The sequence below is a fragment of the Dietzia maris genome (genome assembly GCF_014144855.1).
GTDB lineage: Bacteria > Actinomycetota > Actinomycetes > Mycobacteriales > Mycobacteriaceae > Dietzia > Dietzia kunjamensis.
This window is the reverse complement of sequence record NZ_JAALDN010000086.1, coordinates 1-12,519: the sequence shown is the minus strand read 5'-3', so window position 1 is coordinate 12,519 and position 12,519 is coordinate 1. Positions and strand designations below refer to the sequence as shown.

12 protein-coding genes are annotated in these 12,519 nt (G+C 71.2%); all 12 read right to left on the bottom strand.

All coding sequences use genetic code 11. The annotated features are described in order from the left end of the window. Positions 1-5: 5 nt before the first annotated feature. Positions 6-881, bottom strand: coding sequence for a ParA family protein (locus G6024_RS03310; RefSeq protein WP_067715749.1), 876 nt, complete (start codon positions 879-881; stop codon positions 6-8). A 102-nt stretch (positions 882-983) separates the two neighbouring features. Further along, complete coding sequence (locus tag G6024_RS03305; protein ID WP_082923875.1) at positions 984-1,934, bottom strand: site-specific tyrosine recombinase XerD; 951 nt, start codon at positions 1,932-1,934, stop codon at positions 984-986. Between the two features lie 16 nt (positions 1,935-1,950). Then, positions 1,951-2,520 carry an NUDIX domain-containing protein gene (locus G6024_RS03300; RefSeq protein WP_067715746.1) on the bottom strand — a complete coding sequence of 190 codons (570 nt, stop codon included), beginning with the start codon at positions 2,518-2,520 and terminating at the stop codon, positions 1,951-1,953. Between the two features lie 5 nt (positions 2,521-2,525). Continuing rightward, positions 2,526-4,355 (bottom strand): CTP synthase, encoded by a 1,830-nt coding sequence (locus G6024_RS03295; RefSeq protein ID WP_067715743.1) that lies wholly within the window; start codon positions 4,353-4,355, stop codon positions 2,526-2,528. Positions 4,356-4,413: 58 nt separating this feature from the next. Then, positions 4,414-5,346, bottom strand: a complete 933-nt coding sequence (locus tag G6024_RS03290) for a copper transporter (RefSeq protein ID WP_235027743.1) — start codon at positions 5,344-5,346, stop codon at positions 4,414-4,416. Continuing rightward, positions 5,343-6,515 (bottom strand): putative cytokinetic ring protein SteA, encoded by a 1,173-nt coding sequence (gene steA, locus G6024_RS03285; protein WP_159148017.1) that lies wholly within the window; start codon positions 6,513-6,515, stop codon positions 5,343-5,345. Before steA ends, G6024_RS03290 begins: the two co-directional genes overlap by 4 nt. A gap of 58 nt (positions 6,516-6,573) precedes the next feature. Next, complete coding sequence (recN, locus tag G6024_RS03280; RefSeq protein WP_159148015.1) at positions 6,574-8,319, bottom strand: DNA repair protein RecN; 1,746 nt, start codon at positions 8,317-8,319, stop codon at positions 6,574-6,576. A 9-nt stretch (positions 8,320-8,328) separates the two neighbouring features. After that, entirely contained in the window at positions 8,329-9,258 is a 930-nt protein-coding gene (locus tag G6024_RS03275; protein ID WP_159148013.1) for an NAD kinase, read from the bottom strand. Continuing rightward, the gene (locus tag G6024_RS03270; protein WP_067715729.1) at positions 9,255-10,076 is read right to left on the bottom strand and encodes a TlyA family RNA methyltransferase; all 822 of its coding nucleotides are present in this window, start codon (positions 10,074-10,076) and stop codon (positions 9,255-9,257) included. Before G6024_RS03270 ends, G6024_RS03275 begins: the two co-directional genes overlap by 4 nt. Beyond that, positions 10,076-10,288 carry a hypothetical protein gene (locus G6024_RS03265; protein WP_067715725.1) on the bottom strand — a complete coding sequence of 71 codons (213 nt, stop codon included), beginning with the start codon at positions 10,286-10,288 and terminating at the stop codon, positions 10,076-10,078. The genes G6024_RS03270 and G6024_RS03265 overlap by 1 nt, the downstream gene beginning before the upstream one ends. A gap of 10 nt (positions 10,289-10,298) precedes the next feature. Further along, entirely contained in the window at positions 10,299-11,297 is a 999-nt protein-coding gene (locus G6024_RS03260) for an HAD-IIA family hydrolase (protein WP_159148011.1), read from the bottom strand. A gap of 5 nt (positions 11,298-11,302) precedes the next feature. Then, entirely contained in the window at positions 11,303-12,388 is a 1,086-nt protein-coding gene (locus G6024_RS03255) for a tetratricopeptide repeat protein (protein WP_182640301.1), read from the bottom strand. Positions 12,389-12,519 lie beyond the last annotated feature (131 nt).

Genomic DNA, 12,519 nt, shown 5'->3' with positions numbered 1-12,519 from the left:
CCCGGTCACCTGCCGCGCTGGATGACCTCGCGCGCCAGGGCGCGGTAGGCCTGCGCACCCGCGGACTTCGGAGCCCACGTGGTGATCGGCTCGCCGGCGACGGTGGTCTCCGGGAACCGGACGGTGCGGGTGACGAGGGTGTCGAACACCTTGTCTCCGAACACCTCCACGACCCGGCTGAGCACGTCGCGGGCGTGGACCGTCCGACGGTCGAACATCGTGATGAGGATGCCTGTGAGGTGCAGTCGGGGGTTGATGCGGTCGCGCACCTTGTCGATCGTGTCCGTCAGCAGCGCCAACCCGCGCAGCGAGAAGTACTCGCACTCCATGGGGATGAGCACGCCGTCCGAGCACGCCAGCGCGTTGACGGTGAGCAGGCCCAGCGACGGCTGGCAGTCGACGAGGACGAAGTCGTAGCGGTCCAGGACCGGGTACAGGGCGCGGCCCAGCGCCTGCTCGCGACCGACCTCGTTGACGAGCTGGATCTCCGCGGCCGACAGGTCGATGTTGGCGGGGATGAGGTCCACGCCCTCGACACGGGTCCGGACCAGGACCTCCTCCGTCGACACGGAGTTGTCCACGAGCAGGTTATAGACGGTGAGATCGAGCTGGTGGTGCGGGATGCCCAGGCCCGCGGACAGCGCCCCCTGGGGATCGAGATCCACAACGAGCACCCTGCGGCCGTACTCCGCCAGTGCCGCCGCGAGGTTGATCGTGCTGGTGGTCTTGCCGACGCCGCCCTTCTGGTTGCACATCGACAACACCACGGCGGGCCCGTGCGAGGACAGTGTTTCCGGTTCGGGGATCGCGGAGAACCCCTCGCCGGCCGCCGGGTCGTCGGCGCCCAGGAGCTCGGCGCGGGAGAACAACGCGGGGTCCATCGCCCCAGTGTTCAGCGCCACCGCATCTCCTCTCCTCGCCGTCTCACCCGTGCCGTGTCGAGCGTGCCGTCTCGAGCGCGCCGGGCCGTATCCACGGTCACGTTACCGTGCCCGGGGGTGACACTCGGCCCAGACCTCTCGGAGCGTGTCGACGGTGACGAGGGTGTACACCTGCGTGGTGGTGACCGAGGAGTGTCCCAGCAGCTCCTGGACCACACGGATGTCCGCCCCGCCGTCGAGGAGATGGGTGGCGAACGAGTGCCGGAACGAGTGTGGTGAGACGTCCTGCTGCACACCGGCGCGTCGTGCCGCGACCGACACCACGTTCCACAGGGTCTGCCTGGTGACGCGCCCACCGCGGGCGTTGAGGAACAGGGCCGGGCCCCCTCGGGTGGCGAGCGCGGGTCGGGCACGCACCAGATAGGCCCCCACCGCCTCGCACGCCGGACGCCCGACCGGGACGATCCGCTCCTTACCACCCTTGCCCCGCAGGATCACCGCTCCACCGTCCGGGTGGTCGAGACCGTCGAGGTCGTCGACGTCGAGCCCGACGAGTTCGGCGGCCCGGGCACCGGAGGCGTAGAGCAACTCGAGCATCGCGCGATCGCGCAGGCGTGCGGGGTCGGTGTCCGTCTCGGTGGCGCCGGCCGCCTCGATCACCGCGATCATCCGGTCGACCGGCAGTGCCTTGGGGAGCCGCCGCGGCGGACGGGGCGGGGTGACGGCGGCGGCCGCGTCGAGGGCGGTCACCCCGTCACGGGTGGCGAACCGGTGGAGACCGCGGACCGCCGCCATGGTCCGCGCGATCGAGCTGGGGGCCAGGGCCTTCCGTCCCTCGTCCGGGTCGGCGGTGGCCAACCGGGTGCGGAACTCCTCCACGTGCGCCTCGGTCACGGACGTCAGGTCGTCGACGCCCGAAGCCGCGAGATAGCGGTGGTACTTCTCCAGGTCGCGGCGGTACGCGGCCAGGGTGTGGGCCGAGGCCCCCTTCTCGACGGCGAGGTGGTCCAGATACCCGCGGATCTGCACGGTGGCGCCGCCCTCCGAGGTCACCGGGGGTCCGATCCCGTCAGGACCGGTCGATCACCGAGTGGGCCGCGAGGATGCCGGCCACGGCGATACCGTTGACGATCCGGCCGTCCAGCACGGCGTCGACGGCCTCGGCGAACGGCATGCGCGCGACCTCCATGTCCGCCTCCTCGTGCTCCGCCTCCGGGCGCTCGACCTGCCGGAGTCCGGTGGCCAGGTACACGTGGACGCGCTCCGTGCAGAACCCCGGGGACGGGATCATCTCGATCACCGGGCGCCAGTGCTCGGCCTCGAGACCGGTCTCCTCGGCGAGCTCACGGCGCGCGGTCGCCAAGGGCTCCTCGCCGTCGACGTCGCACAGCCCTGCGGGCAGTTCCCAGAGTCGCTCCCCCACGGCGTGCCGGTACTGCCGGACGAGGGTGATCCGGTCGTCGTCGTCGAGGGCGATCACCGCGACGGCGTCGTCGTGCCCGCAGATCTCCCGGTCGGCGGTGCCCCCGCCCGGCATGGTCAGGGTGTCCACACGCAGCCGCACGACGCGGCCGTCGAAGATCTCACGGCTCGCGACGGTGCGGTAGTCGTGCGTCCCGGGGGCACCGCGCTCGGACACGCCGGTCAGCTCCCGTCCGCGCGGGGGTCGGAGGCCGTCTCGGTGTCCACCTCGTCGGCACGGACGCTGGACGTCTTGGCGTCCGGCGCGTCCACCGTCTCCGGAGTGGAGCCCCCGCCCTGACCGGAGCGCCACGGTTCGACGGGCAGCCGCATCTCGTTCTCGTAGTCCAGCGCGGCCTTGATGAACGCGACGAACAACGGGTGGGGGCGGGTCGGACGCGACTTGTACTCCGGGTGAGCCTGGGTGGCGACGAAGAACGGGTGATGCTCGCGCGGGTACTCGACGAACTCGACCAGGTGCCCGTCCGGGGAGGTCCCCGAGAACTGCAGGCCGGACTCGGCGATCCTGTCGCGGTAGGCGTTGTTGACCTCGTAGCGGTGGCGGTGGCGTTCGGTGATCTCGGTGGACCCGTACGCCTCGGCCACGACCGAGCCCTTGGTGAGCGTGGCCGGGTAGGAGCCCAGACGCATGGTGCCGCCGAGGTCGGCGTTGCCGGCGACCGCGTCCACCTGATCGGCCATGGTCGAGATGACCGGGTGCTCGGCATCGGGGTCGAACTCGGTGGAGGAGGCGCCCTCGAGCCCGACCGAGCGGGCAGCCTCGATCACCGAGCACTGGAGACCGAGGCACAGCCCGAGCAGCGGGATGCGGTTCTTGCGGGACCACGAGATGGCGCCGAGCTTGCCCTCGATCCCCCGGATACCGAACCCGCCGGGGATGAGCATGCCGTCCACACCACGGAGCGCCTCGCGCGCGCCGGCCTCGGTGGTGCAGGCGTCGGACTCCACCCACCGGATGTTGACGCGGGCGTGGTGCGCGAAGCCGCCGGCGCGCAGCGCCTCGGTGACCGAGAGGTACGCGTCGGGCAGGTCGATGTACTTGCCCACGAGGGCGATCTCGACCTCCTCGCGCGGCTCGTGGACGCGCTGGAGCAGGTCGCCCCACACGGTCCAGTCGACGTCCCGGAATGGCAGGTTGAGCCGCCGGATGACGTGCGTGTCGAGGTGCTCGTTGAACAGCACCTTGGGGATGTCGTAGATGCTCGGGGCGTCCGGGGTGGACACGACGCCCTCGAGGTCCACGTCGCACATCAGCGCGATCTTGGCCTTGAGCCCGTCGGTGACGTCCCGGTCCGAGCGCAGGATCAACCCGTCGGGGACGATGCCGATCGAGCGCAGCGCGGCCACCGAGTGCTGCGTGGGCTTGGTCTTGAGCTCACCCGACGGCGCGAGGTACGGGACCAGCGACACGTGCAGGAAGAAGATGTTCTCGCGGCCCACCTCGTGGCGGACCTGCCGGCACGCCTCGAGGAAGGGCTGGGACTCGATGTCACCGACGGTCCCACCGACCTCGGTGATGACCACGTCGGGGCGGCGCCCCTGGTCATCGGAATCGCCCATCGCGATGATGCGGTCCTTGATGGCGTCAGTGATGTGCGGGATCACCTGCACGGTGTCACCGAGGTACTCGCCGCGGCGCTCCTTGGCGATGACCGCGGAGTACACCTGCCCGGTGGTGACGTTGGCCTTCGCGTCCAGATCGCGGTCGAGGAACCGCTCGTAGTGGCCGAGATCCAGGTCGGCCTCGGCGCCGTCCTCCGTGACGAACACCTCGCCGTGCTGGAAGGGGTTCATCGTGCCGGGGTCCACGTTGATGTACGGGTCCAGCTTCTGCATGGTCACACGGAGACCGCGGGCGGTGAGCAACTGCCCGAGACTCGAGGCGGTGAGCCCCTTGCCCAGCGACGACGCCACGCCGCCGGTGACGAAGATGTGCTTGGTCTCGGACCGCGATGCGGTTCGGTTCAGTGCCAAGGGGACTCCCGTGTCCATACGCCGGAATGGATGAATGCTGGTGTGGCTCCGGTGCACCCCACGGGGCTTCAGGCTATCACCGCTCCGGCGTCGGGGGGAGCGACGGCGCCGCGGCGGTCGCGTCCGGCCTCAGCCCGTAGTGACCCTGCCCACCGTCGAGCTGCTCCGCCAGCGCCAGCGTCGTCGCCAGACGTCCCGCCTCGGTACCGGCGTCATCGATGGTCGAGACGTCCTCCTCCGCCGAGGACCGCAGGATGCTGACCGCGTCGCGTCCCCCGGAGTCGCCCGTCCGCACCGCGACCACCGCGCCGGCGCCCTCACCGTCGAGGGTGCGGGCCAGGGCGGCGACACGGACCCCGGTCGATTCCTCGTCCCGGGGCCCGGTCACGACCAACGCGAGCTGTCCGGGCCGAAGGGTCCCGGGTTCGTAGCCGATGACCCCCGCATCCGCGAGGGTGGTGAGGACCGTTTCCCGGTCGTCGTCCTCGAGGTGCGGTTCCGCGTCCTCGGCGCGCAGCAGCCCCGCGCGACCGAGCGCCGTGCCCAGCTGGGTACCGAGGTCCGCATCAGCGGCCGGGGCGGTGCCGATGGGCAGGTTCGCGACGAGCGCCTGGAGTTCCGCGTCCGCCTCCGGGTCGACGGCCATGTCCGTCAGGGTGACGCGGCCGGCGTCGATCCCGCCGGCGGCGTCGATGACCTCGCGGGCCGCCGAGACGTCCTCGTCGGAGGCGCCGGGTGCCACGATCGTCAGGACCGGCCTCCCGTCGAGCCGACCGTCCACGACGGCCGGGGTGAGGTCTCCCGCCAGCGAGTCGAGTCGGTCGACGGCGAGCCGCTCCGCGGCCAGATCGTCCTGCGACGCCTCGAGCCGCGCCGCCGTCGTCTCCTCACGCTCGACCACCGCGTCCCTGATGGACGTCGCCACGGACGTCGACCCGAGGACGACCCCCACCGCGAGAGCGAGGAAGACGGCCACCAGCGTCAGGACGTGGCGACGCAGGGAGATCAACGGAAGAGCCCCTGGACCCAGAGCGCGAAGGAGTTCCAGGTCTCGACGGCCCAGATGAGCAGGTCCGCGGCGGCGTCGCGAGCCACCACGACCGCGGCCACCGCGATCAGGGCGGCGAGCACGACCAGGGCGAGTCCGATCCCGGCGCCACGAGACCGGTACAGGGTCGCGCAGGCGTCGGCGTGGACCAAGCGGGAGGAGACGGTCGTGTCGACCATCGTGGACGAGGGCGCGGACGAGTCGCGGAACGCGTTCTCGAGCCCCCTGTCGTCGCCGGTCACCACGATCATCTCGGCGCCCCCGTGGTAGGCCAGCAGCAGCGCCATGTCCCTCGCGGTCGCGGCGGCGGGGAATGTCGTGGCCCCCAGTCCGAGCTCTGTGATCCTCTCGAGGCCCTCCGCGCGCCCGTCGCGGTCGGCGGGCACCACCAGGACGGCGCCGTCGGTGAGGACCTCGTCGGACACGTCCGTGGGGGTCGCGACGACGACGTCGGCCGTCAGCCGAGCGGAGCGCAGGAACTCCGCGCCGGCACCCACGCCGACCAGCAGCGGTCGGTACTCCCGGATGAACGGCTTGAGCTCGGCGAGCTGGCCGCGCGCGGCCGCGTCACCGGTGACCACCACGACATGGCGGTCGGTGAAGTCGACGTCGATCGACGGGAGGCCCTCGCCGTCCAGCAGCAGCGGGTGCTCGAGGCTGAGGAACTCGGTGGCGTTGGCCAGGTGCGCCAGCGCCGACTCGACGTACCCGCTCTTCGCGGTGTCCACCTCGGCGAGGAGCGTGGCCGAGTCCACCTCGCGGCCGCTCGTGATCTCGTCCTCCGACTTGACCGAGTAGACGACACCGTCGTCGATCCGCACCCGGGTCCCGTCGGCGACCCCGGACAGGTCCGCGTCCTCGATGACCGGGATCGTCGACGCGGCGAGGATCCGGAACGCGGCGCGGGGGAGCATCTCCTCCCCCTGACGGGGCACGTGCACCACTGCCGCCACCCCGGCGTCGACGAGAGCGCGGGCGGTGTCGGCGGGCGCGCGGTTGAGATCGAGCACGGCGACGTCCTTGGCGCCGAGCTTCCTGGGGACCTGTGACCCCACCTCGATCTGGCGGACGGTGCCCACGACACCGGCGAGGTCAGTGGAACGGCGGCTGAGCAGACCCGACATCTTCATGCGCCGAGTATCACGCGTGTGATTCACGTGACCAGGGAGGTCTGCCCGGCGTGTCGGATTAACGGTCGACTTGAGCTTGAGACTTTTCCCGTTGTGCCTTCTCCAGCAACTCCCGCGCATGTGCCAGACCTGTGTCGGTGTCCTCCATACCGGCGAGCATCCGGGCGAGTTCGGTCACCCGATCGGAGTCGGCGACCGCCGTGACCCCGGAGACGACCCCGTCCGATCCCCCGGCGCCGGTGTCCTTGTGCACGACCAGGTGCGTGTCGGCGTACGCCGCGACCTGGGCGAGGTGGGTCACCGCGATGACCTGGTGGGTTCTGGCCAGTCTGGCCAGCCGCTTACCGATGCTCAACGCCGCCCGGCCGCCCACTCCCGCGTCGACCTCGTCGAACACCAGGGTCCCTCCCCCGGATCTCTCGGCCAGCACCACCTCGAGCGCGAGCATCACCCTCGACAGCTCGCCTCCCGACGCGCCTCGGCCGAGCGGGACGATGCCCGACGGCCCGTCGAGCGCCAGCTCGACGTCGTCGAGACCCGACTCCGAGGCGCCGTCGAGGCCTTCGCCTGATCGGGTGACCCGGACCACGAGCCGGGCCCCGCCCATCGACAGCTCTGCCAGCTCGGCGGACACCCTCTCGGCGAGATCGTCCCCGGCGGCGCGTCGGATGCGCGTCAGTGTGGCTCCGCGCTCGTCGAGTTCGGCAGCGAGGCGCTCCACGGTGGAACGGAGTTCGGCGACGGCGGAGTCGGAGGTGTCGACCTCACCGAGCCGCGTACGGGCCCTGTCCGCCCACGCGAGCACGTCGTCGACATCGGTGCCGTACTTCCGGGTCAACGCCCTGAGGTCGTGGCGTCGTTCCAATGCCGAGTCGAGGACCGCCGCGTCGACCGGCAGCTCGGCCAGGTACAGGCCGAGCTCGGTCGCGGCATCTCCGAGCGCCGCGACGGCCTGGCCGATGCTGGTGGCGATCGGGTCGAGCGCGGGGTCACCGGCAGCGGCCAGACGGTGCCGCAACTGGTCGAGGACGCCCACCACCGGCTCGCTGGTCTCGCCGTCACCGGCGAGGACGTCGTGGGCCTGCCCCGCGACCTCTCGCAGTTCCTCGGAATCGGTGAGTCGGCGGATGCGGGCGTCGAGTTCGGCCTCCTCCCCGGGCTCGGGCCCCAGGGCATCGATCTCCTCGAGTCCCATCCGCAGCAGGTCGGCTTCCCGGGCCAGCTCACGAGCCCGACCGGTGCGCTCCGCCAGTGAACGCTCGGCGTCCCGCCACAGCCGATAGGTGTCGCGGTAGGCGTCGAGGGCCGCCCGCGCCTCGTCCCCACCGTGGGCGTCGACGGCGTCTCGCTGCCTGTCCGGACGGAGCAGACGCAGCTGATCGTTCTGGCCGTGCACGGCCAGCACCGGCGCGCAGAAGCGGGCGAGGGTCCCGGCGGGGACAGACCTCCCCCCGAGCCGGGCACGCGAACGGCCGTCCGCACCCACCCGGCGTGCGGCGATGACACTGCCGTCCTCGTCGAGTTCGACGTCGGTGTCCTCGAGCAACTCGTCGAGGTCGCGTCGGTCGGCGGCGTCCATGGTGACCGTCGCGGCCAGGTCGAAGCGCCCTTCGACGAGTGCCTTCTCCGCACCGCGCCGGACACGCCCGGGGTCCGCGCGCCCTCCGGCCAGGAGCCTCAGTCCCGTGACCACCATCGTCTTGCCCGCGCCGGTCTCGCCGGTGAGCACCGACAGCCCGGGCGAGAAATCGGCCACGGCCTCGTCGATGACGCCGAGGCCGCTGATCCGAAGTTCCGTGAGCACGCACCCACCCTAGGTGAGGGGCCGGACAGCGGACCGCCCACGCCACCCGGTGACGGGCAGTTCGAACTTCGTGACCAGTCTGTCGGTGAACGGCGAGTCGTCCAGTCGGACCCACTTGACCGGGCGCGCGCCCCGCACCACCTCGACCCGGCTGCCCGGCGGGACGTCGACGAGGCGTCGTCCGTCCACCACCACCACTGCCGGGCCGGAATGCACCCCGGTCTCCACCGCGACCCTGGAGGAGGGTGCCACGACCATCGGACGGGCGAACAGCGCGTGGGCGTTGTTGGGGACCACGAGGATGGCGTCGAGTTCGGGCCAGACGATCGGCCCGCCGGCCGAGAACGCGTAGGCGGTCGACCCGGTCGGCGTGGAGACCAACATGCCGTCACAGCCGTAGTCACTGACCGGTCGGCCGTCGATCTCCACGGACGCCTCGAGGACGCCCTGCCGGGAGACCTTCTCGATGCTGACTTCGTTGAGTGCCCAGTCCCGGGCCAGGACGGTGTCCCCGTGGATGACGGTGGCCTCCACCGTCATCCGTTCGACCACCCTGTAGTCCTTCGCCGCGATCTGCTCGACGACGCCACTGAGCGAGGAGACCTCCGACTCGGCGAGGAAGCCGATGTGTCCGAGATTGACCCCCAGGATCGGCACGTCCGCGGCGTTGGCGTACTGGCAGGCGCGCAGGAACGTGCCGTCACCACCGAGGACCAGGACGAGTTCACACCCTTCGGCGGCCTCGGGGATGTCAGGGACCGTCTCCACGCCCGCCCCCGTGGCGACGCTCTCGCTGGTGCCCTCCACCATCCGTACCGCGATGCCCCTGGTCGCGCACGCGTTGACCATCTGGGCGACGGTGGCGACGATGTCCTGCCGGGCGACGTTGGGGACGAGCAGGATCCTGCGCGAGTGCACCGGTCCGGGCGTGCCGTTCATTGCGGGCCCTCCTCTACTGCCGTCCGTATGGCCTGCTGCGCCTCGGCGCTCATCTCGAGTCGCTCTCCCGCGCCGACCTTACGGAGGTGGAGGAAGTACTCGACGTTCCCGGACGGGCCGGGGAGCGGGCTGGCGACGCATCCCAGCGGCTCCAGTCCGAGTGCCGCGGCAGCCCGGGCGACACCGGTGACCGCCTCGATCCGCAGTGCCGGGTCGCGCACCACACCGCCCTGGCCGACACGCTCGCGGCCCACCTCGAACTGGGGCTTGACCATCGGCAACAGGTCGCCTCCCGGGCGCACGCACGCTGCGAGCGCGGGCAGGACGAGTGCGAGCGAGATGAACGACAGGTCGGAGACCACGAGGTCCACCGGGCCACCGATGTCGTCCGGGGTCAGGGAGCGGACGTTGGTCTTGTCGTGCACGCCCACGCGCTCGTCGCTGCGCAGGCGCCACACCAACTGTCCGTACCCCACGTCCACCGCCTCGACGCGGGTGGCGCCACGCGAGAGCAGGACATCGGTGAACCCGCCGGTCGACGCGCCTGCGTCGAGACACCGAGCTCCGGAGACCGGCACGTCGGAGAACGCCTCGAGGGCTCCGACCAGTTTGTGGGCTCCGCGGGATGCCCAGTCCGGTTCATCGGAGGCGGTGAGCGCGATCGATGTGGTCGGTTCGACCTGGGTCGCGGGCTTGGTGGCTGCCACCCCGTTGACGATCACGCGCCCGGAATCGATGAGATCACGGGCGCGTTCCCGACTGTCACAGATCTTGCGGCGAACCAGTTCGGCGTCCAGCCGCATCCGCTTCGCGACCATCAGCGCCGACTGTCCAGCGCCGTCAGCGCCAGCGCGAGGAGCTCGTGGGCGGCGTCGAGGGCGGCCACCTGGTCGTCCCGGACAGATGAGCCGTCCGGTCCAGCGCCCTGGCCCCCGACGGAATCGGCGAGCAGATCGTCGAACGTCGAGCGGAGTTCGTCGGTGTCGGGGCCCGCGGGCCCGGGGCGTGGCTGTGGTCCGGGGGTCGTCACGGCCTACACGCTAGCCGACGCCGAGGCCTGCACCCGCCAGCCGGGATCGCAGACCCTCGTCGGCCGCCCGGAATGCCTTCGACTCGTGACGCCACGCCAGTCTGACCACCGCACGGGCGAGATCGAGCCGATCGAGCGCCTCCGGCGCGCTGGCCAGGTGCAGGGCACCGTTCTCGACCGTTCCGTCCAACTCCACTGCGGCGTCGATCCGGCTGGCCTCCGCCGAGGCAGACAGTGCGGAGAGATCGTCCGCCAGGTAGGTGGCCCGGCTGTCGGGATCCGCGACCAGGAGATCGTCGACGCCGTGGACGCCGGTCAGCACCATGAGCGACGGCATCCCGGCGGCGACCGCACCCTGGATGTCCGTATCGAGGCGGTCACCGATGACCAGCGGGCGGGTGGAACCGACCAGATCCGCGGCGGCGGTCAACACGCCGGCGGCCGGTTTGCCCGCGACCAGGGGCTCGCGATCGGTCGCCGCACGGAGGGCGGCGACCAGGGACCCGTTCCCGGGGAGCAGGCCTCGTTCGGTGGGCAACGTGGCGTCCACGTTGGACGCGACCCAGGGCACACCCCGACGGATCGCCAGACATCCCTCGGCCAGATCCGACCAGGTCAGTTCCCGGGACAGTCCCTGCAGGACGACCTCCGGATCGCCGTCGGCGGACAGGACGACCTCGTACCCGGCCTGCCGGGCGAGGTCGCGGAAACTGTCGTGTCCCACCACCAGGACCCTGGCACCGGGATCGACATGGTCCGCAGCCATCACCACCGCGGCCTGCGCGCTGGTCATGACGTCGTCGGCACCGGCGGAGAAGCCGAGCGACCGAAGATGGTCGGCGGTGTCCCTGGGCGAGCGGCTCGCGTTGTTCGTCACGTAGACCACGGGGAGCCCCGCGTTCGCGAGCGCCTCCGCGGCCCCCGGGATCGGCTGGCTACCGCGGATGAGAGTGCCGTCGAGATCGACGAGTAGGGCGTCGTGCCGTGCGGCCAGCGAAAGGGAGCTCAACTGACCTACGCCTCGAGCTCCGCGAGACGCGCCTCCGCGTCGGTGGTCTGCTCGGGGTCCGCGGTGACGGCGTGACCGAACCAGTCGGCCGCCTCCTTCTTGCGATCGGCGACGAGCAGCACCTCGGCGTAGGCGTAGTCGAGACGCGCCGCGGACTCACCGCGGGCGTCCTTGTCGAGGCCGGCGTCCTGGAGGGTCACCAGGGCAGCGTCCAACTGGCCCATGTCCACCCGGGCACCGGCCTCCACGATGCGGAGTTCGATGAGCTCGTCACCTTCGAGCAACCGGGATTCCTCTCCACGGGCCAGTTCGATGGCACGTTGGGGCCTCTCGAGGCCTCGTTCGCAATCGGCCATCATCGCCAGCAGGCCCGGCCCGCCGGAGATCCGGCGGGCCGCCCGGAGTTCGCTCAACGCTTCCGACCATTCGCCGGCGCGGTACGCCAACACACCGAGGGTCTCCCGGACGACACCGATGCGCCCGGCCCTGTTCTTGGCCGCGCGACCGTGCGCGAGCGCGAGCTGCGGGTCTTCGTCGACGAGGTACATCGCCGCCACCATGTGCTTGGCCACGGACTCGGCGTTGGACTTGTCCAGACTGCGCAGGTCACGACGGATCTCGAGGTCGAGGTCGGCGGCCTCGATGTCATCGGGGAGCTGCGGCTCGTCAGCTCTGGCCGCCTGGCGTGCCTCCTGACCGGGACGACCTTCCGATCTACGGTCGTCTCCGGTACGGCCACCCCGCCGGGCTCCGCCCGGGGCGCCGGCTCCGCGTCGGTCTCCGCCGTCGCGTCGATTTCCGCCGCCGCGACCGCCGACGGGGGCCCGCCGGGGACCGCTTCCCCCGTCAGAGGCGGCACCGCGGCGTGCGGTGTCGTCGCCGGCGGAACGCGGACGTGCATCCTGTCGATCGGCCTGCTTCGCACCGTCCGACCGGCCTGTCTCCGAGCCGTCGTACCGCTTTCCGCGACGCTCGCCGTACGAGCTGTTGTCTCTCCGACGCTCCTGTGGCACCCGATCTCCCCGGCGGGGTACGTCGCGGTCGCCGCGTCGGGGCGAGCGGTCGGTGTTCTCGGACCGAGGTTCGTTCACGTCGTTCACCTTACGTGCGCCGGGCAGACCGGCACTGGAGTGGGTAGAAGGGTACAAATGCGACCAGCGGGAGGAACATATAGTCCCTCCCGCTGGTCATGAAGTTGTGTTCGGCGGTGACCTACTCTCCC